We start from the raw sequence: 24,304 nt of genomic DNA, 5'->3' as shown, positions 1-24,304 counted from the left end.
GGAGCACGTCACGGGCCGCCGGAAGCCGAACGGGGGTGCGGCGGTGAGCTGGATCGAAGTCATCGTGCTCGGCGTGGTGCAGGGCCTGACCGAGTTCCTGCCGATCAGCTCGTCGGCGCACCTGCGGATCACCTCGGCGCTGTTCTTCGAGGCCGACGCCGGGGCGTCGTTCACCGCGGTCACCCAGCTCGGCACCGAGGCCGCGGTACTGCTGTACTTCGCCAAGGACATCTGGCGGATCTCCAAGACCTGGATCGTCGGCATCTGGGACTCGTCGGTGCGGGGCGACCCCGACTACCGGATGGGCTGGTACGTCATCGTCGGGTCGATCCCGATCGGGGTGATCGGCTTCCTGTTCAAGGACCAGATCCGCAGTGGTCTGCGCAATCTGTGGATCACCGCCACGGTGCTGATCGTGTTCGCCCTGATCCTGGCGTTCGCCGAGTACTGGGGACGGCAGACCCGTACCCTGCAGCGCCTGACAATGCGCGACGGCGTGGTGATGGGTTTCGCCCAGGCGATGGCGCTCATTCCCGGGGTGTCCCGCTCCGGTGGCACGTTGACCGCCGGCCTGTTTCTCAACCTGACCCGGGAGGCCGCCGCCCGGTTCTCCTTCCTGCTGGCCATCCCGGCGGTGGTGATGTCGGGTCTGTTCAGCCTCCCGGACGTGTTCGACCCGGAGGGTCGGGCGCCGACGGTCGCCCAGATGGTGGTGGCGACGGTGATCGCCTTCGCGGTCGGCTACGCGGCGATCGCCTGGCTGCTGCGCTACGTCGCGCATCACACCCTGTACGCCTTCGTGCTCTACCGGGTGGCCCTCGGTGCTCTGGTGATGGCGCTGCTGATGACGGGCACCATTTCGGCGACCTGACCGTCGCCGGTTGGTCGGGTGCCGGTGCGCTGGCCGCACCGGGCGGCGGCGTTCACCGTACGCTGGCCCGATGGCGACAGTGGTGCTTCTGCGACATGGCCGCACGACGGCCAACGCCGAGGGCGGGCTGGCCGGACGCCGGCCGGTCGAGCTCGACGACACGGGCCGGGCCCAGGCCCAGGCGGTCGGTGCCCGACTCGCCCAGGTGCCGTGGGCACAGGTGGTCAGCAGCCCGCTGGTGCGCTGCCGGCAGACGCTGGCGTTGGCGCTGCCCGCGGTGACGCCGGCTGTGGACGAGGGCCTTGTCGAATGCGGGTACGGCGAATGGGAAGGCCAGCCGTTGCGCTCGCTGGCCAAACAGCCGCTGTGGCGGGTGGTCCAGGAGCATCCGAGCGCCGCCGTGTTCCCCGGTGGCGAGGCGATGGCGGCGGTCGCGGCCCGGGCGGTGACGGCGGTCCGCCACTGGAACGCCGTCGTCGACGCCGAACAGGGGTCGGACGCGCTGTGGCTGGCGTGCACCCACGGCGACGTGATCAAGGCCATCGTCGCCGACGCGCTGGGTCTGCATCTCGACCTGTTCCAGCGGATCGTGGCGGACCCGGCGTCGCTGACGGTCATCCGCTACACCACGACCCGACCGTTCCTGCTGCGGCTCAACGACACCGGTGCCGACTTGACCGGCCTGGTCGTCGCCAAACGGGGCCGTGGCCGTCGTCGGGGTCGTCCGTCGGAGTCGGATGCTCCCGTCGGAGGTGGTGCCGGAGCCGGAGGTGGCGAGCCGTCGCGGTGAACGGTCGGTGGGGTGCCGGTCGGGCAATCGGGTCGGTGCGTTACCGGATCGACCCGAGAGCCCGATAGGGTCGACGGCATGACCCACCAGGTGCATGCCTTCGAGCCGCCGGAGCGGTTCGTCGCGGGGACCGTGGGGCCACCCGGGGAGCGGATGTTCTTCCTGCAGGCCCGGGGCGGCGGCCGCGTGGTCAGCGTGGCCCTGGAGAAGGTCCAGGTGTCGCTGCTGGCGGAGAAGCTGGAGGAGCTGCTGGCCGAGGCGCAGCGGCGGTTCGGCGTCGACGTACCGGAACTGCCCGGTGGCCAGTCGGACAACGACCCGCTGGAGACGCCGGTCGACGAGGAGTTCCGGGTCGGGACCCTCGGCCTGGCCTTCGACGTCGACACGTCGACCGTGGTGATCGAGGCCATTGCCGTCGGTGAGCCCGAGTCCGAGCCTGAGTCGGAGCCCGACTCGGCTGACGCCGACGCCGTCGCGGCGCTGCTCGCCGACGCCGAGGACGCCGATGCCGACGATGCCGACGATCCGGGCCTGGACCGCCTCCGGGTGCGACTGACCCCCGCCGCGACCCGTGGTTTCATCGACCGCGCCCGCCGCGTGGTGGCGGCCGGACGTCCTCCCTGCCCGCTCTGCGGCCAGCCGCTGGATCCGCGCGGCCATCTCTGCCCCCGGAACAACGGCTACCACCGCTGAACGTGATGGAGCCCGGTGGACAGCCGTCGGTCCGCGACGCCGCCGACGCACTGACCCTGTTGCGTACCGGGTCGATCGAGCTGGAGGGGCAGCTGGTCGACGCGTCGAACACCACGCTCCGGGCAGTGATCAGCGGCGACGGGCAGACGGCCCGGTGCGTCTACAAGCCGGTCCGAGGCGAGCGTCCACTGTGGGATTTCCCGGACGGTACGTTGGCCGCCCGTGAGGTGTCGGCGTACCTGGTGGCCCAGGCGTTGGACTGGCCACTGGTGCCACCGACGGTGCTGCGCGACGGCCCGTTCGGGCCGGGTGCCTGCCAGTTGTGGATCGACGAGCCCGCGTCGGCGGCACCGCTGATCGGTTTCGTTCCGGCCGATCAGGTCCCGGCGGACTGGTTGCCGATCGCCGCCGCCCGCGATCCGGCCGGTAACGCCTATGCCCTGGCACACGCCGACGATCCACGGCTGGCCCGGATGGCGGTGTTCGACGTGGTGGTCAACAACGCCGACCGCAAAGGCGGCCACGTCCTGACCGGCGACTCCGATCAGGTGTACGGGGTCGACCACGGACTGTGCTTCCACGTGGACGACAAGCTGCGTACCGTGCTGTGGGGGTGGGCCGGCCGGCGGCTGCCAGCGCAGGCACCACCGGCGTTGCGTCGGTTGCTGACGGCTCTGGACGGTCCGGTGGGTGCGGCGCTGGCCCCGTTGCTGACCGCGGCGGAGATCGCCGGGTTGCGGCGGCGGGTGGTACACCTGATGGAGTCCGGCCGGTTTCCCCCGCCGCCGGACGAGCGTAGCGCGATCCCGTGGCCGCCGATGTGATCTCCACAGCAGCGACCGGCCGCGCGGTGACCGATGGATAGGCTGACGGCATGGACTCCTGGACCGGCCACGAGGTGCCCCGGCTGCCGGGCACCGGCGCGCCGTTGGCGTTGTTCGATTCGGCGCGACAGGCGGTGGCCCCGACCCGCCCGGGACGACCGGCGACGATGTACGTCTGTGGGATCACCCCGTACGACGCCACGCATCTCGGTCACGCCGCTACCATGATCACCTTCGACCTGGTGCAGCGGATGTGGCGCGACGCCGACCATCAGGTGGAGTACGTCCAGAACGTCACCGACATCGACGATCCGCTGCTGGAGCGGGCGGCTCGAGACGGCGAGGACTGGGTGGTCCTGGCAATGCGGGAGACCGCGTTGTTCCGCGAGGACATGGAGGCGTTGCGGATCATCCCGCCGACGCACTACGTCGGCGCGGTCGAGTCGATTCCCGCCATCGCCGACCAGGTCCGGGTGCTGCTCGACCGGGGTGCGGGGTACCGGCTGGCCGATGGCAGCGGCGACATCTACTTCGATCTGGCGGCGGCGGACCGGTTCGGCTACGAGTCGAACCTGTCGCGGGAGCAGATGCTGGTCTTCGCCGCCGAGCGTGGCGGTGACCCGCAGCGGCCGGGCAAACGCGACCCGCTGGACCCGTTGCTGTGGCGGGGCGCGCGCGATGGTGAGCCGGCCTGGGAGGGCGGCCCGCTCGGGCCGGGGCGGCCCGGTTGGCACATCGAGTGCGCGGTGATCGCGCTGCGCCTGCTGGGTGACCGCATCGATGTCCAGGGTGGCGGCAACGACCTGGTCTTCCCGCATCACGAGTGTTCCGCCGCGCACGCCGAAGTGCTGACCGGTCAGGCACCGTTCGCGGCCCACTACGTCCATGCCGGGATGATCGGCCTCGACGGCGAGAAGATGTCCAAGTCGCGGGGGAACCTGGTGTTCGTCTCCCGGCTGCGCGGCGACCGGGTCGCCCCGATGGCGGTACGGCTGGCGCTGATGTCCGGTCACTACCGGGCCGACCGGCAGTGGACCGATGACGTACTCAAGGCGGGCCAGCAGCGGTGGCAGCGGTGGCGTGCGGCGGCGTGCGCGGCGGCGGGCCCGTCCGGTGCGGACCTGCTCGCCGCGGTACGCGGCCGCCTCGCCGACGACCTCGACACCCCGGGTGCGCTGGCGGTGGTCGACGAGTGGGCCGACGAGGCGCTGGCCGGTGTCGGCGCGGACGCCCAGGCACCGGTGTTGATGGCCGACATCTGCGACGCGTTGCTGGGCGTGCGGGTCCGCGACTGATCGGCGCCCGCGCGCACCGCCGGGACCGACGCGACGGTGGCGGCCCCGGCGGTGCGGCGGGTCAGCCCGCCCGGCAGGTCAACGCCGACGCCGACGGCGTCCCGGTGGCCGACCCGATCAGGCCGAAGCTTGTGCTCGCGCCGGCGCCGAGTGCGCCGTTGTAGGTGGCGTTGCGGGCGGTGACCGAGGATCCGCTGCTGGTGACGGCGGCGTTCCACGCCTGGGTCACCTGCTGGCCGGTCGGATTGGTCCAGCCCACCGTCCACCCGGTCAACCCGGCTGCGCCGGCGGTGACCCGTACCTCGGCCTGGAAGCCCCCCTGCCAGCTGGCGACGACCGCGAACGACGCCGTGCAGTCGCCCGGCGCGCCGGTGGTCGGCGCGGCCGTGGTGGGATTGGGTGCCGGCGTGGTCGGTGCCGGGGTGGTCGGCGCGGGTGCGCCGGTGGTCGGTGCCGGGGTCGCCCCGGTACCGCCGAAGTTCACGTCGCTGCAGAAATAGTAGGTCTGGTCGGCGTGGCTGGCCTTCCAGATCAGGTAGACGATGTGCCGACCGGTGCGCCCCGGTGCGCTGACCGGGATGTCGACCGAGACACCGTTGAGGTTGGGGTTGGTGGTCCGGGTACCGGCCCCGGGGGCCGCGCCGTTGGTGGTCCGGACCAGTTCCAGGTCACTCCAGCGCAGGCGTTGGGTGAGCGGGTCGAAGCCCTGCCGGGTGACGTAGACCAGGTGGTAGTCGGCACCGTGCAGGGCCTGATCGTGGTAGGTGACGGTGAAGTTGGTCCCGACGCTGGCCGCCCGCCAGTTGCCAGGTACGTCGAGTGAGGCGTAGCGGGTGCCACCGGTGTTGCCGGCGCTGCACAGCTGTCCGTCGGGGATGTGGGCCTGGTGCTGGCCGTTGACGCCGTCGATGTAGAGGCTGTTCCAGTTCCACATGGCGGTGGAGTCGGCCTGCCAGGCCTGCCAGCACATCGGGTCCTCGGTGGCCATCCGAGGGTTCTGGAAGTCGTTGGCCCAGCGCTCGTAGCAGCCGTAGTTGCGCGACGGCGGGTTGATCGACGAACCGTGGGCGGTGGCGACCTCGGCGAGGGCACCGCCCACCAGCAGGGCGGCGGCTGCCGCGACGGTGAGCGCCCGGCGGACGGGCGCCCAGGCGGTGACGGACGGGCTTGACATGTCTGCTCCCGGACAGGTGGACGGAAAGGTCGTGGGGGTCGCCAGGGACGGCACGCCGCCACCCGGGTCGGGGTCGGCGCTGGATGCCCGGAGATCCGGCGCTCGCCGTACGAGCCGCGGGGTGACCCCTGTGGGGAGATTCACATGTTTCGATCGTCCGTGTCAATAGTTTGGAAGCAAAACAAAGTAGGAGGTGAGAAGTCGCCGCTCAGCCGAGCACCAGGCCCGGATCCGGGTCCGGATCGGGTGCTGGTGCGGGCACCCGGTACTCCTCGGTCAGGGTGGTGACCGGACCGGGCCAGGTGGCCTGAGCGACCTCGATCGGTCGACGCTCGGCGTCGTAGGCGACATGGAGCAGGTGCAGCACAGGGGTGTCCGGTCGAATCCGTAGCGTCTGCGCCTCGTCGCGGCTGGGCTGGCGTGCGGTGAGCACGTCGCGCGCCCAGGTGTACCGCCGGCCGGTCACCTCCTCGGCCTCCTGATACAGCGGACGGCCGAACGGCTCGGCCCGGTCCAGGCTGGTGCCGGCCGCGTCGGCGACCCGGAACCAGGAGGCGCCGACCTCGACCGGGGAGTCGTCGGTGCGTACCACGTGGCGGCGTACCACCAGCTCGGTGCCGTCGGCGACACCGAAGGCGTCGGCGACCTCCGGCGGCGCGGGAGCCCGCCCGACCTCGGTCAACTGCTGGCGGTACCGGGCCGCGAGATCAGCGTGGTAGCCGCGCTGGCCGCCGTAGCGGCCCCGGGCGAGCCGGTTGAGCCGGCGTCGGGTGCCTCGGACGAAGGTGCCCGAGCCGGGCTTGGTGATCAACAGACCTTCGACGCGGAGCTGGTCCACGGTGCGCTGGACGGTCTGCTTCGCCACCCCGTACATCTCGGCGATGGCGGGTATCGCCGGCAGTCGTTCGCCGGGTGCCCAGTCGCCGCGCCGGATGCGTTCGCGCAACTGGTCGGCGATCTGGCGGTGCGGTACCTCGGCGGCGCCGGGGTTGACCTGTGGCATCGGCTGCTCCATTCGACAGAGGTCACCTAGCATCCTAGGACGACGTACAGGTTGTGTCCAGGCCACACCGGACGCAACCGACGGAGGCAACGCGCCACCGCCACCCCCGTCGAGCCCACCCTGGACCGCTACGTCCCACACAGCGCGCCCGATCCCGCGGCGTGTGCGCCGGACGCCCCCGGGTCAGCGCTTGCGCGCGATGATGGCGCCGTTGGCGCCCGGAGCATCGAAGGTCACGGTCCGGATCGACCCGAAGCCGGCATCGGCCAGCCAGTCGGCGTACTCGGTTTCCGAGTAGTTGCGTCCACCGACCGTCTCCACCAGCATGTTCATCCCCATCAGCGCTGCCTCTGGCGGCCCGGTGCGGTCCGGGTTGAGCAGCAGCTCGGAAATGACGATCACTCCGCCGGACGGCAGCGCCCGGTGGCAGCGGGCGAGCAGCGCCCGGTTGGTCGGCTCGTCCCAGTCGTGCAGGATCATGCTGAGCAGCATCACGTCGTGGCCACCCGGCAACGCGGTGTCGGTGAAGAAGTCACCGGCGATCGTGCCGATCCGGTCGCTCATGCCGGCCGCAGCCACCTTGTCGGCTGCGATCGGCACCACATGGGGCAGGTCGTAGACGCTCGCGTGCAGATCCTGGTAGCGACGGCACAGCTCGATCGGGTACGCCCCGGAGCCACCGCCGAGGTCGAGCAACCGGTCGTGGACGCCGAAGTCGTACGCTTCGCCGAGCGCCCGCGCCGTGAAGATCGACGTCGCGTACATCGCCTCCCAGAACAGCTCGAGCATCTGCGGGTCGACGTTGGAGAAGATCGACTCCTGGGTCTGCGGATCCCAGGTCAGCGGCCGGTCCGTGCGCAGCGCTTCGCCGATGCGGTGCCATGGCAGATAGGTGCGCTCGTCGCAGTAGCGCACCTGTCCACCGAAGTAGTACGGCCGCCCGACCACCAGGAACTCCTCAGCGACGGGGGCGTTGCGATATCCGTCACCACCGGGCTCCTTGACCAGTAGACCGAGGGAGGCGCAGGCGGCCAGAAGGGTGTCCGCGGGTCGTTCGGCGAGCCCGTACTCGTCGCACAGCTGCGTGACGGTGATACTCCGGCCGTCGGCCAGCCTGGTGAACAGGTCCAGCTCGACTGCGGCGGCGAGGGTCTTGAAGCTCCAGAAACCGGTCACCAGACGCATAAGAGGGAGGGGGGTTAGCATCCGGACATTTTCCGGCAATGGGCCGTCCGGCTGACCGAGGTGTCAGTTAGCCGATAGAACCGGCGTGGTCAGCCGGACGGCCACTCACCCGATCCTGCTGTCGGGCCGGCCGATCCGCCTCGCCGTCGGAGGTACTTCTCGAACTCCTGGGCTATCTCGTCACCGGTGAGCGGCTGGATCCCGGCGTCACCGACGCGTTCCTCGAGCTCACGCACGTATTCGCCCAGCTCGGCGTCCTGCTCGGCGGTGGTCCGCACGCGGGCCTCCCACTTCGCGGCCTCCTCCGCCATGTCGGCCATCGGCACGGGTAGGTCGAGCACTTCCTCGACCCGGTGCAGCAGCGCGAGAGTTGCCTTGGGGCAGGGCGGGTTGTTGGCGTAGTGCGGCACGTGCACCCAGAACGACACGGCGTCGACCTCGGCCCGGGTGCAGGCGTCCTGGAGTACGCCGACGATCCCGGTCGGCCCGTCGTAGCGGGTGGGAATCAGCGCCAGCCGCTGCGCGGCCTCCTTGTCCGAGGCGGTGCCGCTGATCGGCAGCGGGCGGGTGTACGGCACGTCGGCGAGCAGCGCACCCAGCAGCACCACCCGGTTGACCTCCAGGCTGTGGCACAACTCCAGCACCTGCTCACAGAAGGTGCGCCAGCGCATGCTCGGCTCGATGCCCCGGATCAGGACGACGTCACGGTCGGTGCCCTGCGGACTGGCGACCATGAACCGTGTGGTGGGCCACTGGATCTGGCGGGTCTCCCCACCGGACATCGCGATGGTCGGCCGGCTGACCTGGAAGTCGTAGAACTCCTCAGGGTCCAGCGCGGCGATCTCGCGGGCCTGCCACACCTGCTCGAGATGCTCGACGGCGGCGGTGGAGGCGTCGGCGGCGTCGTTCCATCCTTCGAAGGCGGCGATCGCCACCGGCGATCGCAGCACCGGTAGGCCGTCGAACTCGGTCACGATGCCTCCTCGACCCCGTGGCACCGGGGGGTGCCACCGGTGGTACGCACGGGCGGTCGACAGGTACTGGCGGAATCGTTGTCGAGCCTCACCCCGCCAGCCTACGTTGCGGCCGTCGGCTCGGCCCGGCGGCACGCGCCGGGCACCGCCGGTGGTGGGTGAATGATCCCTACACCGCCGTGGTGCGTATTGCGCGACTGGGGCAGCATGGTGCTGGACGGGGCCGCGGGTGTCGTCATCTGACCGTGGCGGGAGAAGGAGCCGACGATGGAGCAGCCCGACGGGCGTACCTGGAGTCGTACCCGGGTGGCGGCGCTGTGTGCCGCCCTCGTCGCGGCGGCGGCCTGCGCGGTTGCGCCCCTGCCGGACGGTCGGTCGGGGGAGGGGAACCAGCCGGCGGTGCCCGGTGGGGAACCGACTGGCGACGACGGTCTGCTGGAGGGTACGGACACGGTCGAGGAGTTCGAGCAGGACATCGCGGGTGCCGAGGCGCTCGCCGACCGGTACTGGCAGCAGCGGTTCGCCGGGTTCGGCGCCGCGTTCCGGCCGATCGGGCAGACCATCGCCTACTACCGCGACGGTGAGCTGTCCTGTGGCGAACAGTTGATTCCGCGCAACAACGCGGTCTACTGCCTCACCACCGCGTCGGAATTCATCGCCTACGACGCCAACTGGGCGTACTCGGTGTTCCAGGCGGTAGGCGACTCGTTCCTGTTCTATCTGATCGGTCACGAGTACGCCCACGGTATCCAGGTCAGGCTGGAGCTGGACTACTCGTTCAGCATCCAGCGGGAGCTCGCGGCGGACTGTCTGGCCGGGGCGTACCTGGGCGACTCGGTGCGCGACGGCACCCTGCAGCTCGACGACGGCGATCTGGACGAGTTTCAACGCGGGCTGGAGGCCGTCGCCGACGACCCGGACCAACCCTGGTTCGAGGAGGGCTCGCACGGCACCGCGGAGCAGCGGATCGCGGCCTTCTTCAAAGGTTACGACGGCTCACTCGCCGGTTGCGATCTGAGCTGACCTGGCGGGCACCGACCGGGTGTCCGGGCCGACCTGGCGGGCACCGACCGGGTGTCCGGGCCGACCTGGCAGGATCGGTGCGGGCGGCGAGTCGATCAGGAGGTCCCACCCTGAGTACCACCCGGACACCGGCGGCGGTGCTGTTCGACATGGACGGCACGCTGATCGACAGCGAGAAACTGTGGGACGTGGCGTTGGCCGAGTTGGCCGTGCACTACGGTGGCCGGCTGTCCGACGAGGCGCGACTGGCGATGGTCGGGTCGGACATGGCCACGACGATGCGGCTGTTGCACGACGACATCGGTCAGCCGGAGCGGGATCCGCAGGTCGGTGCCGCCTGGTTGACGCACCGGGTGGCCGCCCTGTTCGCCGCCGGGGTCCAGTGGCGGCCAGGTGCGGCCGACCTGCTGCGGGCGGTACGCGCTGCCGGCCTGCCCACCGCGTTGGTGACCTCCACCGAGCGTGCCCTGGTGGAGGTGGCGCTGCACACGTTGGGGCGGGCCAACTTCGACGTCGTCGTCTGTGGTGACGAGGTGACCGCGACCAAGCCCGATCCGGCACCGTACCTGTCCGCGGCGGCCGCGCTCGGCGTCCCGGCGAGGCGGTGTCTGGCGGTCGAGGATTCGCCGGCGGGTGTCGCCAGCGCCCGTGCCGCCGGCGCGGCGGTGCTCGTCGTGCCGGCGGACGTGTCGTTCGCGGTCGCCGCCGATGTCCGGGTCGTCGACAGTCTCGTCGGGATCACCGTGGCGGACCTGGCCGCGGTGTTCTCCGGTGCCTGGGCCGTGCCACGGGCCGAGGTGGGCTGACCCGCCGACGCCGGTGGGGACGACCGGTTCGCCGGTCGTCCCCACCGCCCCCGTTGGCGGGTCAGCCGCCTGACGAGCGGCGTCACTCGTAGGCGATGGCCTGCAGCACGTTGAGCCGTGACGCCCGCCAGGCCGGCCACCAGGCGGCGACCACCCCGGCCAGGGCGGCGGCCACCACGAATCCGGCCAGCTGCCCGTACGGGACGCTCACCACGGACAGTACGTCCTGGCTGCGCATGGCGTACGAGGCGGACAGGCCGAGCGCGACGCCCAGTCCGACGCCGAGCAGGCAGCCGAAGACCGCCATCAGTAGTGACTCGACGCGGACCATCCGACGGACCTGCCGCCGGCTCATCCCCACCGCGCGGAGCAGGCCCAGCTCGCGGGTCCGTTCGTAGATGCTCAGGACGAGCGTGTTGATGATTCCGATGAACGCCACCAGGACGGCCAGGGCCAGCAGGACGTAGAAGATGCTGAGCAGGATGTCGACCAACTGGTTCTGTTGCTGCACGAAACTCGACCGGTCCCCGACGGTCACCAGCGGGTAGTCGGCCATCAGCTCCTCGGTCTGGGTGACGATCCGTGCGACGTCGGCGTCCGGTGCGGTGGCCACGAATCCCTGGTATGCCAGCGGCCCGGCGAAGTACTGCACCTGCGACTGCGGCAGGATCAGGCCGGCGGTCAGGGCGGTGCGGTAGATCCCGACGATCTCATAGGAGCGTTCGCCGCCGCGCGGCATGTCGACGACCACCTCGTCGCCGAGTGCCCAACCGTTGGTCTGCGCGGTGTTGGTGTCCACCACCGCCTCGTCGTCGGCGGCGTCGAGGCGACCCTGCTCGATCTCGAAGGCGAACATCGAACCGGCCTGGGACAGGTCGGTGGCGGAGATGATCTGGTTCGGCCGCCCGTCGGCGGTGAGCAGCACGAAGTGGTAGGCCAGGGTGCCGGTCACCCCGTCGAGCGCGGCGACCTCGTCGAGCCGTTGCGGATCGAAACCTTCCCGTCCGGTTGGCAGCTGTTGACCGTTGGTCAGGATGATGATCTCGGCGCCGAGCCCGTTCTCGACCAGGTCCGTGGTGGTGGCCTTCAGCGACGCGCCGATCACGGCGATCGTGCTGACCAGGGTCACACCGATCATGAGCGCGGCGGCGGTGACCGCGGTGCGGCGCGGGTTGCGCAACGTGTTGCGCCGCCCGAGACCGCTGGCCGTACCCCAGCTGACCAGACGCCCGACGGTGCCAGCGATCGGTCGGGTCAGGGCGGGGGACAGCAGTGCCACACCGATCATCGACAGTAGGACGCCGCCGCCGAGGGCGATGACGGTCACTCCGGGTACGCCGGCGAGTCCGAGGGCGAGTCCGACGGCGCCGACGGCGGTGACGACCGCGCCGGTGACGGTGAGCCCGGTCAACGACCGGTCCGGGCGTACCACGTCGCGCATCGCCGCGATCGGCGGCACCGACGAGGCGCGGACCGCCGGCACCAACGCCGCGACCACGGTCATCAGGACGCCGACCAGGTACGAGGCGAGTACCGCCGTCGGCGAGACGATCAGGCCGCCGGCGGGCAGTGACAGGGCGCTGACCGCCACGTACTGCAGCCCGGCGGCGACACCGACGCCGGCGGCGAGCCCGAGGGTGGACGCGATCAGCCCGACGACCAGCGCCTCGATCAGCACCGTGGAGGTCACCTGGGTCCAGCTGGCGCCGAGGGCCCGCAGCAGAGCCAGCTCACGGGACCGCTGGGCGACCAGGATGTTGAACGTGTTGAAGATCAGGAACATACCGACCAGCAGGGCGATCAGCGCGAACCCGAGGAAGAACCAGTTCACGAAGGTCAGCAGCTGGGTGAACTGGGAGGCCTGCTCGTCGGCGACTTCCGCGCCGGTCACCGCTTCGAATCCGGCCGGCACCTCTGCTGCGACCAGGCGTTTGAGCTCGTCGTCGGCGATGCCGTCGTCGGCGGTCAGCTGCGCGGCACCGAACACCCCGGTCTCGCCGTAGAACAGCTGCTGGGCGTGCGCCACGGTGAAGGCGACCAGGGTCTCCCCGCCGAGGGTGGCCCGTCCGCCGCTGTACTCCAGCAGACCGACCACCTCGTACTCGCTGGTCTCGTAGGTGCTGGAGACGTAGACACGCAGCCGGTCGCCGACGGTGACGCCGGCCTGGTCGGCGGTCAGCCTGGTGAGCGCGACCTCGTCGTCGGCGGCCGGGGCCCGCCCCTGGGCGACCTGCAGCAGCGCGTCGTCGTCGCCGGTGTCGGCCAGCCCGATGCCCAGCTGCGGGGCCTGGCTCGGCACCGCCTTGTCGTCAGCGGCCCGGAACGGGATCACCCCGGTGGCGCTGGCGTCGCCGGTGACCGAGGCCACGCCGGGCACGGCGGCGAGACGGTCGAGGTCCGCCTCGGTCAGTAGCGGTGGTTGCGCCTGCTGACTGGCCGGGTCGGCGGCCTGTACCTGGACGGCGACGTCGGCGTTGACCGTCTGGAACAGCCGCTCGAAGCGGTCACTGAGGCTGTCGGTGAGGACGGTGGCGCTCGACACGAACAGCACTCCGAGGATGATCGCCACCCCGGACAGCACCAGTCGCAGCTTGCGCGAGAGCAGACTCTTCAGCGTGGCGCGCAGCATCAGACGTGCTCCTGCCCGGCGGGCACGGTGACGTCGAGGTTCTTCAGCCGGTCGAGGACCGCCTCGGCGGTCGGCGCGGTCAGCTCGGAGACGATCCGGCCGTCGGCGAGGAAGACGACACGGTCGGCGTAGGAGGCGGCGACGGGGTCGTGGGTGACCATCACGATGGTCTGGCCGTGATCGCGTACCGAGTTGCGCAGGAAACCCAGGACGTCGGCGCCGGCGCGGGAGTCGAGGTTGCCGGTGGGCTCGTCGGCGAAGACGACGTCGGGTCGGGCGACCAGCGCGCGGGCGCAGGCGACGCGTTGCTGTTGTCCGCCGGACAGCTGGGTGGGCCGGTGGTGCAGGCGGTCACGCAGGCCGACGGTGTCGATCACCGTGTCGTACCAGGCGGGGTCGGGTTTGCGCCCGGCGATGGACAGGGGGAGCAGGATGTTCTCCTGCGCGGTCAGGGTGGGCAGCAGGTTGAACTGCTGGAAGATGAAGCCGACCTTGTCGCGGCGCAGGCGGGTGAGGCCGTTGTCGTTCAGGCCGGTGACCGTGGTGTCGCCGATGGTGATGGTGCCGCGGGTGACGGAATCGAGTCCGGCGAGGCAGTGCATGAGGGTGGACTTGCCGGAGCCGGAGGGGCCCATGATCGCGGTGAAGTGGCCGGCCTCGAGGTCGATGCTGACCCCGTGCAGGGCGATGACCTGTGCCTCGCCCGTGCCGTACACCTTCCACACGTCCGTCGCCCGGGCCGCGGGACCCGTCGCTGTCGTCATGTCGATCATCACTCCTACCGTTGCGGACTGTCATCTCACGGTAGGCGCGGGCCGGGCCGGTTCCCTCGTGCCGGGGAAGGGTTCACCGCTCGGTCACGGCGCGACCGGCCCTCCCACCTGAGAAGGAGCTGAGCTCCGCCGACGTCCGCCCGGCGGCCGACGGCGACCCCTGCGGTCGTCGTCGCGCGGCCTCCGCCCTCTGCGTCGCGGCTCAGAGTCCGGGCCGGACCAGCCCGGACTCGTACGCCAGCACGACGGCCTGCACCCGGTCGCGGAGCCCGAGTTTGGTCAGCACATGCCCGACGTGGGTCTTGATCGTGGTCTCACTGACCGACAGCGCGGCGGCGATCTCGGCGTTGGACAGCCCCTTGGCCATCTGGACGAGCACCTCCCGTTCCCGTTCGGTCAGCACGTCGACGGTCTTCGGCGGTGCCGCGTCCGGGTCGGGCAGGGCGAGCGCGAACTTGTCCAGCAGCCGGCGGAGGATCCGGGGGGCGACGACGGCTTCGCCGACGGCCACCGTACGGATCGCGGCCACCAGGTCCTCGGCGGGCACGTCCTTGGCGAGGAACCCGCTGGCGCCGGCCCGCAGCGCACCGACCACGTACTCGTCGAGGTCGAACGTGGTCAGGATGAGCACCCGGACCGGCAGCCGGGCGTCGACGATCGCCCGGGTGGCGGCCACCCCGTCCATCCGGGGCATCCGGATGTCCATCAGCACCACGTCGGGCAGCAACCGCCGGGCCAGGTCCACGGCTTCCGCGCCGTCCCCGGCCTCACCCACGATGTCGAGGTCGTCCTCCGCGCCGAGCACCATCCGGAACCCGGTACGCAGCAGCGGCTGGTCGTCGGCGAGCAGGATTCGGACCGGACGGGCGGCGGACTGCGCGACGGATGCGGGCTCGCTCACGGTGCTCCTTCTCGATTCGCCGCGCCCAACTGCTCCATCGGCAGCTTGGCGTAGATGCGGAAGCCGCCGCCGGGTCGGGGACCGGTCCGCAGCGTGCCACCGTACAGGGCAACCCGCTCGCGCATACCGACCAGACCGTGTCCCAGCCGGGTCCGGTCCGGTGCGGGGCCCCGACCGGTGTCGAACACCTCGACGATCAGCCAGTAGATGCCGAAGCTGAGCCGCACCTCGGCGGTCGCCGGGGTTCCGGCGTGTTTCAGGGCGTTGGTGAGCGCCTCCTGCACGATCCGGTAGAGCGTCAACGTCACACCTGGATCGAGGTCGCCGGGTACCCCGTCGACCCGCAACGTCACCGGCAGGCCCGCCTCGCGTACCTGTTCGACCAGCGACTGGATGCCACTGAGCCCCGGCTGGGGTGCCAGCTCGGCACCGGCCGGTTCGGCGTCGGTACGCAGGACGTCGAGCAGTCTGCGCATCTCCCGCAGAGTGCTGCGGCTGGTCTCGGCGATCGTGCCGAGCGCCTCGTCGGCGGCGTCAGGATCGCGGTGCAGCACCCGTCGCGCCCCGGTGGCGAGCACCCCCATCACACTGACGTGGTGCGCCACCACGTCGTGCAGTTCGCGGGCGATGCGCCGCCGCTCGTCGGCGACGGCCTGCTCGGCGGCGACTCGCTGGTTGGCCTCGGCGACCCTGGCGCGTTCGGTCAGCGCCAGCGTCGAGGCGCGCCGGGCATGCACCGCACGCCCGATGAAGAAGCTGACCAGCGCGGTGAGCCCGTTGATGAACATCAGGTACGGCCAGGACAGATTGGGTGTCTCCGCGTCCGGTGGCAGCAGGGCGTTGGCCGTCACGACCGGCAGCCACAGTATGGTCGTGGCGATCACGGCACCGCGCAGCGGCAGCCAGCACGCCGCCGTGTAGGTCATGATCATCAGCCCGAGCCCGATGCTGGCGGGCTGGTGGTCGGTGGCCAATGGAATCGCCAGGGTCGCGGCGCTGACCACGATCGCCGGCCAGACGAGCACCCGGCGGGCCGCGATCGGCACCGCGGCCAGCATGCCCCAGCCGACGATCGCCGGCCAGCCGAGGCCGGCGTCGATCTCCGGTGGACCGATCGCGGTGAGCGCCAGGTCGACCAGGACCACCGCCGCCGCCAGCAGCCCGTCGCGGGTCAGCAGCCCGGCGACGGGTTCGGCCGGACCCGCCGCCCGCGCGCGGTGCCACCAGCGGTACGCCGCCGTGCGGACGACGGGTGTACCGGACGTGGCGGGTGGCATGTCGCGACGGTAGCCGGTGACATCGGAGCGGTCCGCCCGCCACGGCGCGAACCTCACCTCCTCCTTCAGGAGGAGACGGCCCCTGTCAGGAGGAGACGACCCCTGTCAGGAGGAGACGACCCTGTCAGGAGGAGACGGCCTCCGGTCCGGAGGGCGGCCCGCTCGGCACACCCGGGTCGGGGTACGGCGGCGGGGTACCGCCGTACGACGGGCAGTACGCCTGGTAGCTGCACCAGTCGCAGAGCCGGCTGGGTTTGGGTCGGAAGTCACCGCTGCGGGTCGCCTGCAGGATCGCCCGCCACAGCGCCACGACCGTGCGTTCGAACCGCAGCAGTTCCTCGGCGTCCGGCGTGTAGTCGCAGATTTCGGCGTCGCGCAGGTACACCAGCCGCAGCACCCGGGGGACCACCCCCCGGGTGCGCCACAGCACCAGCGCGTAGAACTTCAACTGGAACAGCGCCCGGGACTCGAACGCCTCGCGAGGCGCGCCGCCGGTCTTGTAGTCGACCACCCGCAGGTCGCCGCTGGGCGAGACGTCGAGCCGGTCGATGTAGCCCCGGATCAGCAACTCGTCGTCGACCACGGCGTTGACCAGGGTCTCCCGCTCGGCCGGCTCCAGCCGGCGGGGATCCTCGACGGTGAAGTACCCGTCCAGCAGTCGCCGGGCGGCGGCGAGGAACGTCTCCTGCTGGCGGTCGACGGCGTGGTTTCCGTCGCCGGGTGTGTCCGTGTCGTCGCTGGTCGCGCCGGTCGTGGTCGGGTCGGCGAGGACACCGGCCAGCGCCGGATCCTCGGCGAGCAGCCGTTGCCACTGCGGTGCCACCAGATCGGCGGCGGCCTGCGGGGTCCGGTCCGGCGCGGGCAGGTCGAACAGCCGCTCCAGCACCGCGTGCACCAGCGTGCCGCGGGCCTGGTCGGCGGTGGGCCGTTCGGGCAGCCGGTCGATGCTGCGGAAGCGGTACAGCAGCGGACAGGTCTTGAAGTCGGCGGCCCGCGACGGCGAGAGGGTGGCGTGCCGGGGATGTTCGACCTCGGGTGCACCGTCCGCGCCGATCGTCGTGCGCCGTACCGTTTCCGCTGTCATGGCAGGCAGGGTATGGCACGGGTGTGACGCCCCGGCCCGCGCCCGGCGGGTGGCGTGGGTGGTGGCGTCGACCGACCAGACGGCAAACCGTGCGCGGCGGGCGACCGGGCGTTCCGTAGCATCGTGCTGATGGAGGACACCGCGCAGCGTCCTGACCGCCGTCCTGACCGGCGGCCGGGGCTCAGCCTCGGCCGGGTACTGGGGTTTCCGGTCTACCTCAACGCGTCGGTGCTGCTGCTCGCGGTCCTGGTCACCGTCGTGTACGGCGAGTTCGTCCGCACCCAGCTCGACGTGCCGCCGCCGGTGCGGTACGCCGTGGGTCTGGGTTTCGTGGTCTGCCTGCTCGGCTCGGTGCTGCTGCACGAGTTGGGGCACGCGTTGACGGCGCGTCGGTACGGCATCGGGGTGCGCGGCATCACCCTGGAGATGCTCGGCGGGTACACCGAGATGGACCGGGACGCGCCGACACCGAGGGTGGACCTGCTGGTGTCGCTGGCCGGTCCGGCGGTGTCGTTGCTGCTGGGCCTGGTGGCGGTGGTGGTCACCGTACTGCTGCCCGACCGTACCCTGATCGACCAGCTGGCGTTCCAGCTGGCGGTGGCGAACCTGCTGGTGGCCGCGTTCAACGCGCTGCCCGGGCTGCCTCTCGACGGCGGCCGGGCGCTGCGGGCGGCGGTCTGGGCGATGACCCGGGACCGGCACGTCGGCACCGAAGCGGCCGGCTGGGTGGGCCGGCTGGTGGCGGCGGTGACCGCCCTGGTGGTGGTGATGTTGACCGTGACGGGCCTGCTGTCGCCATTCGGACTGATCTTCATGCTGCTGGTGTCGTTCACCCTCTGGCAGGGTGCCGGGCAGTCGATCCGGGTGGCCCGGATCGGCCGCCGGTTCCCGCTGGTCGACCTGGCGGCGTTGGCCCGTCCGATCTTCGCGGTGCCCAGCGGGACCTCGCTGGCCGAGGCCGAGCGTCGTGGCGCCGAGGCGTCCGGGTCGGGCCCGGCCGGCGTGGCGGATCGCGGCATGCCGGCGGTGGGGGTGGTGGACGCGGCCGGCCGGCTCGTGGCGTTGGTCGACCGGACGGCGGCGGCCGCGGTGCCCGAGCCGCGCCGACCGTGGGTGGCGGTCGACACGGTGGCCCGCGGCGTCGACGGGTTGCCCCGGATCCCCGTCGGTCTCGACGGTGAGCAGGTGGTCCGTACCGTTCAGGAACGTCCGGGCGCGCAGTATCTGGTGACCCGGGACGATGAGGTGATCGGCGTCCTGCAGGTCGCCGATCTCGCCCAGTTGTTGGAGCCGAGCCGAAAGATGAATCCGTGACCCCTCCGCCGACCGCCGTGGCAACCGGCGCTGTCTCCACCACTCCGGTCTCCGCCCGGCGTGGCCCGTTCCAACCCGGTGACCGGGTGCAGCTGACCGACCCGAAGGGCCGGATGCACACGATCACCCTGAGTCCGGGCCGGTCCTTCCACACCCATCGGGGCATCGTGGCGCACGACGACCTGATCGGTCTGCCGGACGGCAGTGTGGTGACGTCGGCGGGCGGCACCGCCTACCTGGCTCTGCGGCCGTTGCTGGCCGACTACGTGCTGGGGATGCCGCGCGGGGCGCAGGTGATCTACCCGAAGGACGCCGCGCAGATCGTGGCGATGGGTGACGTGTTCCCGGGCGCGCGGGTGCTGGAGGCCGGCGCCGGGTCCGGCGCGTTGTCCTGTTCGTTGCTGCGGGCCGTCGGCGTCGACGGCGAGGTGCACTCGTACGAGATGCGACCGGACTTCGCCGACATCGCCCGGGCCAACGTCGAGGGGTTCTTCGGCGGCCCGCATCCGGCGTGGCGGTTGCACGTCGGGGACGTGGCGACCTGCCGGGAGGTCGGCTTCGACCGGATCATCCTGGACATGCTCAGTCCCTGGGAGCTCGTGGACCTGGTGTCCGCCGCACTGGTGCCCGGCGGGGTGTTCATCGGTTACGTCGCGACGACACCGCAGGTCAGTGAGCTGGTCGAGGCGTTGCGTGAGGTGGGCGGGTTCACCGAACCCCGGGCCTGGGAGTCGCTGGTGCGCGACTGGCACGTCGACGGGCTCGCGGTACGCCCGGACCACCGGATGATCGGGCACACCGCGTTCCTGGTGTCGGCCCGGCGGCTGGCCCCCGGGGTGACCGCGCCACCGCGGCGGCGCAAGCCGAGCAAGGGCGCCGAGGCGTACGCGCTGCGCCGGCAGGACCGCCCGGCGGCCCCACGGCCGGCGGTGACCGGGACCGACGTGGTCGGGGAGCCGACCGGGGCGGAGCCGGAGTGAGTCGACCGTCGTTCGGCGGCGGTGAGCTGCCGGCCGTGTTCCCGGACTGGTCGCCGTACCTCGACCTGGACGCGGCCGCCCGCGCCTACCTGCGCGATCCGGACGTCGCCCTCGATGCGTTGGGCGGGGTCCTGGCCGGGGCCGAGGTGCTGACGTTCACCTTGGAACGGTTCGTCAACGAGGTCAACGGCGTCTGGCAGGAGGTGGCCGTCTGCGACGGCACCCGCGTCGTCCTCTGGCACGGTGAGGACGTCCCGCCGGGTGACGGCCCGGCCGGCGCGATGACGTCGTCGTTGCGGGTGGTGCCGCTGTCCACGGTCACCGAGGTGGGGTGCCGGCGGCGGTTGACCCGTACGCCGACCGGGCAGGTGCGGGTGGACAGCGTCGACGTCTACCTGTTGCTGAGCTCACAGGACGAGTCTTCGACGGAGGAGCAGATCGGCCCCCGGCACGACGCGCTGCGGTTCGGCAAGACACTCGACGACGGCGGTTCCGGGCAGATCGCGAGGTTGGAGGAGTTCGCCCGGGTCGTCGCGTCTGTCATTGGTCGTCCTTTGCTGTGATCCCTGGCCGGGTCCGGACCCGGCCAGGATTGCCGTCAGCCGTCAGCCGTCAGCCGTCAGCCGCCGGACCGGCGACCTCGACCTGGTCGTCGGCCCGCACCACGTGGATGCACTCACCGGGGCAGTCCTTGGCCGCGTCGATGACGTCCAGCCGCAGGTGCGCCGGTACGGCGACCCGGGCGCCCTCGGCGACCTGCAGCTGCCCCTCGCCGTCCTTGACGTAGGCGAGCCCGTCGATGTCGAACTCGAACACGTCCCGGGCGTACTGCACGCAGAGCCCGTCGCCGGTGCAGAGGTCCTGGTCGACCCAGACCTGCAGGTGTGCGTCGGTCGGTGCCCCCGGTGCGTCGGTGGCCCGGATCTCGGCCGGGGTCGTCACGAGTGCCCTCCCTGGATGCTGACCATGGTCGCGCTCGACGGTACCCGACACGCCGGGTCGGCGGCACGCCAGAGCCCGTCCGGACCCCTGGAGACGTGAACAAAGCGATCAACGTTGTGGGACGACTGTGTTGCGTGGGTTCGAAACGTCCGGCAAACAGCTAGTGTTAGGGCAGTACGTTTTAGCCCCCGGGGAGGTGGGACGTGGCACGCAGCGACGACGCGGACTCGCGCGCCGCACGGTGGGAGAAGGAGGCCCACGATCTCTCCACCCAGGTCGCGTTTCTTCAAGAGGAACTCGCTCTGGTGCGGCGCAAGTTGACCGAAAGCCCCCGACACGTCCGGCAGCTCGAGGAACGGCTGGCGGCAGCGCAGGCGCAGCTGGCCCGACTGACCGAGAACAACGAACGGCTCGTGGCCACCCTCAAGGAGGCCCGGGCCCAGATCGTCACGCTCAAGGAGGAGATCGACCGGCTGGCGCAACCGCCCAGCGGGTACGGCGTCTTCCTGGCCCGGCATGCCGACGGCACGGTGGACGTGTTCACCGGTGGCCGGAAGCTGCGGGTGGCGCTCTCTCCGTCGTTGGACGCCGATGAGCTCCAGCGCGGACAGGAGGTCCTGCTCAACGACGCGCTCAACGTGGTCGACGCGTTCGGCTACGAGCGGGTCGGCGAGGTGGTGATGCTCAAGGAGCTTCTCGACAACCCGACCGGTGAGGCGAGTGACCGTGCGCTGGTCATCTCGCACGCCGACGAGGAGCGGGTGGTCCATCTGGCGGAGACGCTGGTGGGCGCCGCGTTGCGGGCCGGTGACTCGTTGATGATCGAGCCCCGGTCGGCGTACGCGTACGAGCGCATCCCGAAGAGCGAGGTCGAGGAGCTGGTGCTGGAGGAGGTGCCGGACGTCGACTACACCGACATCGGTGGCCTGCACTCCCAGATCGAGCAGATCCGCGACGCGGTGGAGTTGCCGTTCCTGCACGCGGAGCTGTTCCGTGAGCACCAGTTGCGGCCGCCGAAGGGCATCCTGCTCTACGGCCCGCCGGGTTGCGGCAAGACGCTGATCGCCAAGGCGGTGGCCAACTCGCTGGCGAAGAAGATCGCCGAACGACGTGGTGAGGAGAAGCACACCAGCTTCTTCCTCAACATCAAGGGCCCGGAGCTGCTCAACAAGTACGTCGGCGAGACTGAGCGGCACATCCGGTTGATCTTCCAGCGGGCCCGGGAGAAGGCCGGCGAGGGCACTCCGGTGATCGTGTTCTTCGACGAGATGGACTCGGTCTTCCGGACCCGGGGCTCCGGGGTCTCCTCGGACGTGGAGAACACCATCGTCCCGCAGCTGCTCAGCGAGATCGACGGGGTCGAGGGCCTGGAGAACGTGATCGTGATCGGTGCCTCCAACCGGGAGGACATGATCGATCCGGCGATCCTGCGGCCCGGCCGACTCGATGTCAAGATCAAGATCGAGCGTCCGGACGCCGAGGCGGCCAAGGACATCTTCTCCAAGTACATCCTCACCGGGTTGCCGCTGCACGCCGACGACCTGGCCGAGCATGGCAACGATCCGCAGGCCACCGTGTCGGCGATGATCGACGCCGTGGTCCTGCGGATGTACTCGGAGACCGACGAGAACCGGTTCCTGGAGGTCACCTACGCCAACGGCGACAAGGAGGTCCTGTACTTCAAGGACTTCAACTCCGGCGCGATGATCCAGAACATCGTCGACCGGGGCAAGAAGATGGCGATCAAGGAGTTCCTCACCTCCGGGCGGAAGGGTCTGCGGCTGCAGCACCTGCTCGACGCCTGCGTCGACGAGTTCCGGGAGAACGAAGACCTGCCGAACACCACCAACCCGGACGACTGGGCACGGATCTCCGGCAAGAAGGGGGAGCGGATCGTCTACATCCGTACCCTCGTCTCCGGCGGCAAGGGGACCGAGGCCGGCCGGTCGATCGAGACGGCCAGCAACACGGGCCAGTACCTCTGACGCGCGACGGCGGTGGCCCGCACCCGGACCTGGGGTGCGGGCCACCGCCGTCGCGACGGCTCCTGTCGGTACCGCCCCGGTGCCGGATGTCCTGATGCGCTGTCCGAGGAGCCGACAGGCACGCCGCGTCCGGATCCGCCCACGCGCGGACTACGCTCGACCTGACCGGCACCGAGGGAAGCGATGAGGTAACGGCATGAGTGTGCGGCGGATCATGGGCACCGAGGTGGAGTACGGCATCTCCGTACCCGGCCAGCCCGGAGCCAACCCGATGGTGACCTCCTCGCAGGTGGTCAACGCCTACGGTGCCCGTCCCGAGTTGAACCGGGGCGGCCGTGCCCGGTGGGACTACGAGGAGGAGTCGCCGCTGCGTGACGCCCGCGGCTTCACCTACTCGGGTGCGGCGTACGACCCGGCCGAGGCGCTCGCCGACGAGGACCTGGGCCTGGCCAACGTGATCCTCACCAACGGCGCCCGGCTCTATGTCGACCACGCCCACCCGGAGTACTCCACCCCCGAGGTGACCAACCCGCGTGACCTGGTCCGGTGGGACAAGGCGGGGGAGCGGGTGATGGCGGAGGCGGCCCGCCGCGCGGCGACCATCCCCGGCGCCCACCCGATCCAGTTGTACAAGAACAACACCGACAACAAGGGTGCCAGCTACGGGGCGCACGAGAACTACCTGATGCGGCGGCAGACGCCGTTCGCCGACATCGTCGCGTATCTGACACCGTTCTTCGTCACCCGGCAGATCGTCTGCGGCGCGGGCCGGGTCGGCATCGGCCAGGACGGCGGGCACGCCGGGTTCCAGATCTCCCAGCGGGCCGACTTCTTCGAGGTCGAGGTCGGCCTGGAGACCACGCTGAAGCGGCCGATCATCAACACCCGCGACGAGCCGCACGCCGACGCGGACAAGTACCGCCGGCTGCACGTGATCATCGGTGACGCGAACCTGTCGGAGATCTCCACGTACCTCAAGGTCGGCACCACGTCGCTGATCCTGACCATGATCGAGGAGAAGGCGCTCGGCGCCGATCTCGGTATCGCCGATCCGGTCGCCGAGCTCAAGGCGGTCAGTCACGACCCGTCGCTGTCGCACCTGATGCGGTTGCGCGATGGGCGGCGGCTGACCGCGCTCGACCTGCAGTGGGCGTTCTTCGAGCGGGTGAAGGCCTTCGTCGCCGACCGGTACGGCGACGACGTCGACGACGCCACGGCCGACGTGCTCGACCGGTGGGAGGACGTCCTGGACCGGCTCGGCCGCGACGTGCTGTCCTGCGCCTCCGACCTCGACTGGGTCGCGAAGCTGCGGCTGCTCGAGGGCTACCGGGAGCGGGAAGGGCTGACCTGGGCGTCGCCGAAGCTGCAACTGGTCGATCTGCAGTACGCCGACGTCCGTCCGGAGAAGGGCCTCTACCACCGACTGGTCAGCCGGGGCGCGATGCGGACCCTGCTCGACGACGCCGAGACCCGCAGCGCCATGGTCGAACCACCAGAGGACACCCGGGCCTACTTCCGGGGCCGCTGCCTGGCCCAGTACGCCTCGGAGGTCGTCGCGGCCAGCTGGGACTCGGTCATCTTCGACGTCGGCCGCGAGTCGCTGGTCCGAGTGCCGATGATGGAACCCGAGCGCGGTACCCGGGCGCACGTCGGCGCTCTGTTCGACCGCTGCCCCAGCGCGAAGGACCTGCTGGAGGCGCTCACCAACAGCTGACGTCGCCGCGGCGACGGCGGGGCGCGCGGTCACCTCGCCCGCCGCCGCCGCCGCGAGGTAAGTTTCA

General features: G+C 70.9%; 22 protein-coding genes. 12 read left to right on the top strand and 10 right to left on the bottom strand.

Going from position 1 to position 24,304, the window contains the following annotated elements; genetic code table 11:
* The first annotated feature begins 43 nt into the window (after positions 1-43).
* From O7623_RS05090 to mshC, 5 genes are all read left to right on the top strand, one after another.
* Entirely contained in the window at positions 44-871 is an 828-nt protein-coding gene (locus O7623_RS05090) for an undecaprenyl-diphosphate phosphatase (RefSeq protein ID WP_282227431.1), read from the top strand.
* A 70-nt stretch (positions 872-941) separates the two neighbouring features.
* A complete protein-coding gene (locus tag O7623_RS05085) occupies positions 942-1,661 on the top strand; it encodes an MSMEG_4193 family putative phosphomutase (RefSeq protein ID WP_282227430.1) in 720 nt (239 codons plus the stop codon).
* A 78-nt stretch (positions 1,662-1,739) separates the two neighbouring features.
* Positions 1,740-2,354 (top strand): DUF3090 domain-containing protein, encoded by a 615-nt coding sequence (locus O7623_RS05080; protein WP_282227429.1) that lies wholly within the window; start codon positions 1,740-1,742, stop codon positions 2,352-2,354.
* A gap of 5 nt (positions 2,355-2,359) precedes the next feature.
* Entirely contained in the window at positions 2,360-3,178 is an 819-nt protein-coding gene (locus O7623_RS05075; protein ID WP_282229313.1) for an SCO1664 family protein, read from the top strand.
* A gap of 50 nt (positions 3,179-3,228) precedes the next feature.
* Positions 3,229-4,473, top strand: coding sequence for a cysteine--1-D-myo-inosityl 2-amino-2-deoxy-alpha-D-glucopyranoside ligase (mshC, locus tag O7623_RS05070; RefSeq protein WP_282227428.1), 1,245 nt, complete (start codon positions 3,229-3,231; stop codon positions 4,471-4,473).
* A gap of 61 nt (positions 4,474-4,534) precedes the next feature.
* Here mshC and O7623_RS05065 read toward each other — a convergent pair whose 3' ends face one another.
* From O7623_RS05065 to O7623_RS05050, 4 genes are all read right to left on the bottom strand, one after another.
* A complete protein-coding gene (locus tag O7623_RS05065) occupies positions 4,535-5,647 on the bottom strand; it encodes a lytic polysaccharide monooxygenase (RefSeq protein WP_282227427.1) in 1,113 nt (370 codons plus the stop codon).
* Positions 5,648-5,855: 208 nt separating this feature from the next.
* Complete coding sequence (locus O7623_RS05060; protein ID WP_282227426.1) at positions 5,856-6,650, bottom strand: GntR family transcriptional regulator; 795 nt, start codon at positions 6,648-6,650, stop codon at positions 5,856-5,858.
* 183 nt (positions 6,651-6,833) lie between these two features.
* Positions 6,834-7,856, bottom strand: coding sequence for a methyltransferase (locus tag O7623_RS05055; protein WP_282227425.1), 1,023 nt, complete (start codon positions 7,854-7,856; stop codon positions 6,834-6,836).
* Positions 7,857-7,924: 68 nt separating this feature from the next.
* Positions 7,925-8,809, bottom strand: coding sequence for a PAC2 family protein (locus O7623_RS05050; protein ID WP_282227424.1), 885 nt, complete (start codon positions 8,807-8,809; stop codon positions 7,925-7,927).
* 267 nt (positions 8,810-9,076) lie between these two features.
* On the opposite strand from O7623_RS05050, the gene O7623_RS05045 reads away from it, so the two are divergent.
* Together O7623_RS05045 and O7623_RS05040 are read left to right on the top strand one after the other, a co-directional pair.
* Positions 9,077-9,832, top strand: coding sequence for a neutral zinc metallopeptidase (locus O7623_RS05045; protein ID WP_282227423.1), 756 nt, complete (start codon positions 9,077-9,079; stop codon positions 9,830-9,832).
* A gap of 137 nt (positions 9,833-9,969) precedes the next feature.
* Positions 9,970-10,638, top strand: coding sequence for an HAD family phosphatase (locus tag O7623_RS05040; protein WP_282227422.1), 669 nt, complete (start codon positions 9,970-9,972; stop codon positions 10,636-10,638).
* A gap of 82 nt (positions 10,639-10,720) precedes the next feature.
* Here O7623_RS05040 and O7623_RS05035 read toward each other — a convergent pair whose 3' ends face one another.
* From O7623_RS05035 to O7623_RS05015, 5 genes are all read right to left on the bottom strand, one after another.
* Entirely contained in the window at positions 10,721-13,267 is a 2,547-nt protein-coding gene (locus O7623_RS05035; RefSeq protein ID WP_282227421.1) for an ABC transporter permease, read from the bottom strand.
* The gene (locus O7623_RS05030) at positions 13,267-14,040 is read right to left on the bottom strand and encodes an ABC transporter ATP-binding protein (RefSeq protein WP_282227420.1); all 774 of its coding nucleotides are present in this window, start codon (positions 14,038-14,040) and stop codon (positions 13,267-13,269) included. The genes O7623_RS05035 and O7623_RS05030 overlap by 1 nt, the downstream gene beginning before the upstream one ends.
* 202 nt (positions 14,041-14,242) lie before the next feature.
* On the bottom strand, positions 14,243-14,941 hold the full coding sequence (locus O7623_RS05025) for a response regulator transcription factor (RefSeq protein WP_282227419.1): 699 nt from the start codon (positions 14,939-14,941) through the stop codon (positions 14,243-14,245).
* Positions 14,938-16,218: a sensor histidine kinase gene (locus tag O7623_RS05020; RefSeq protein WP_282227418.1), complete on the bottom strand. Its 1,281-nt coding sequence runs from the start codon at positions 16,216-16,218 to the stop codon at positions 14,938-14,940. The genes O7623_RS05025 and O7623_RS05020 overlap by 4 nt, the downstream gene beginning before the upstream one ends.
* Positions 16,219-16,342: 124 nt before the next feature.
* Entirely contained in the window at positions 16,343-17,302 is a 960-nt protein-coding gene (locus O7623_RS05015) for a PD-(D/E)XK nuclease family protein (protein WP_282227417.1), read from the bottom strand.
* A gap of 129 nt (positions 17,303-17,431) precedes the next feature.
* Between O7623_RS05015 and O7623_RS05010 the strand changes: the two genes are divergently transcribed.
* Genes O7623_RS05010 through O7623_RS05000 form a run of 3 tightly spaced genes read left to right on the top strand, consistent with a single transcriptional unit; the run spans position 17,432 to position 20,159 of the window.
* On the top strand, positions 17,432-18,616 hold the full coding sequence (locus tag O7623_RS05010) for a M50 family metallopeptidase (RefSeq protein ID WP_282227416.1): 1,185 nt from the start codon (positions 17,432-17,434) through the stop codon (positions 18,614-18,616).
* A 17-nt stretch (positions 18,617-18,633) separates the two neighbouring features.
* The gene (locus tag O7623_RS05005; RefSeq protein ID WP_282229312.1) at positions 18,634-19,596 is read left to right on the top strand and encodes a tRNA (adenine-N1)-methyltransferase; all 963 of its coding nucleotides are present in this window, start codon (positions 18,634-18,636) and stop codon (positions 19,594-19,596) included.
* A complete protein-coding gene (locus O7623_RS05000) occupies positions 19,593-20,159 on the top strand; it encodes a hypothetical protein (RefSeq protein ID WP_282227415.1) in 567 nt (188 codons plus the stop codon). The genes O7623_RS05005 and O7623_RS05000 overlap by 4 nt, the downstream gene beginning before the upstream one ends.
* Positions 20,160-20,208: 49 nt before the next feature.
* Here the strand turns inward: O7623_RS05000 and O7623_RS04995 are convergent, their stop codons facing one another.
* Positions 20,209-20,538: a ferredoxin gene (locus O7623_RS04995; RefSeq protein WP_282227414.1), complete on the bottom strand. Its 330-nt coding sequence runs from the start codon at positions 20,536-20,538 to the stop codon at positions 20,209-20,211.
* A 203-nt stretch (positions 20,539-20,741) separates the two neighbouring features.
* On the opposite strand from O7623_RS04995, the gene arc reads away from it, so the two are divergent.
* The gene (gene arc, locus O7623_RS04990) at positions 20,742-22,523 is read left to right on the top strand and encodes a proteasome ATPase (protein WP_282227413.1); all 1,782 of its coding nucleotides are present in this window, start codon (positions 20,742-20,744) and stop codon (positions 22,521-22,523) included.
* 196 nt (positions 22,524-22,719) lie between these two features.
* The gene (dop, locus tag O7623_RS04985; RefSeq protein ID WP_348775125.1) at positions 22,720-24,237 is read left to right on the top strand and encodes a depupylase/deamidase Dop; all 1,518 of its coding nucleotides are present in this window, start codon (positions 22,720-22,722) and stop codon (positions 24,235-24,237) included.
* Positions 24,238-24,304: the final 67 nt, after the last annotated feature.

Origin of the sequence: Solwaraspora sp. WMMD791 (genome assembly GCF_029581195.1) — a bacterium.
Lineage (GTDB): Bacteria > Actinomycetota > Actinomycetes > Mycobacteriales > Micromonosporaceae > Micromonospora_E.
Note: the sequence above shows the minus strand (reverse complement) of the source record. Positions and strands in the feature narration are given on the sequence as shown.

Coding starts and splice junctions, on each gene's coding strand:
- O7623_RS05085 (WP_282227430.1), top strand. CDS start 942: ATGGCGACAGTGGTGCTTCTGCGACATGGCCGCACGACGGCCAACGCC.
- O7623_RS05080 (WP_282227429.1), top strand. CDS start 1,740: ATGACCCACCAGGTGCATGCCTTCGAGCCGCCGGAGCGGTTCGTCGCG.
- O7623_RS05075 (WP_282229313.1), top strand. CDS start 2,360: ATGGAGCCCGGTGGACAGCCGTCGGTCCGCGACGCCGCCGACGCACTG.
- mshC (WP_282227428.1), top strand. CDS start 3,229: ATGGACTCCTGGACCGGCCACGAGGTGCCCCGGCTGCCGGGCACCGGC.
- O7623_RS05065 (WP_282227427.1), bottom strand. CDS start 5,647: ATGTCAAGCCCGTCCGTCACCGCCTGGGCGCCCGTCCGCCGGGCGCTC.
- O7623_RS05060 (WP_282227426.1), bottom strand. CDS start 6,650: ATGCCACAGGTCAACCCCGGCGCCGCCGAGGTACCGCACCGCCAGATC.
- O7623_RS05055 (WP_282227425.1), bottom strand. CDS start 7,856: ATGCTAACCCCCCTCCCTCTTATGCGTCTGGTGACCGGTTTCTGGAGC.
- O7623_RS05045 (WP_282227423.1), top strand. CDS start 9,077: ATGGAGCAGCCCGACGGGCGTACCTGGAGTCGTACCCGGGTGGCGGCG.
- O7623_RS05035 (WP_282227421.1), bottom strand. CDS start 13,267: ATGCTGCGCGCCACGCTGAAGAGTCTGCTCTCGCGCAAGCTGCGACTG.
- O7623_RS05030 (WP_282227420.1), bottom strand. CDS start 14,040: ATGATCGACATGACGACAGCGACGGGTCCCGCGGCCCGGGCGACGGAC.
- O7623_RS05020 (WP_282227418.1), bottom strand. CDS start 16,218: ATGCCACCCGCCACGTCCGGTACACCCGTCGTCCGCACGGCGGCGTAC.
- O7623_RS05015 (WP_282227417.1), bottom strand. CDS start 17,302: ATGACAGCGGAAACGGTACGGCGCACGACGATCGGCGCGGACGGTGCA.
- O7623_RS05010 (WP_282227416.1), top strand. CDS start 17,432: ATGGAGGACACCGCGCAGCGTCCTGACCGCCGTCCTGACCGGCGGCCG.
- dop (WP_348775125.1), top strand. CDS start 22,720: ATGAGTGTGCGGCGGATCATGGGCACCGAGGTGGAGTACGGCATCTCC.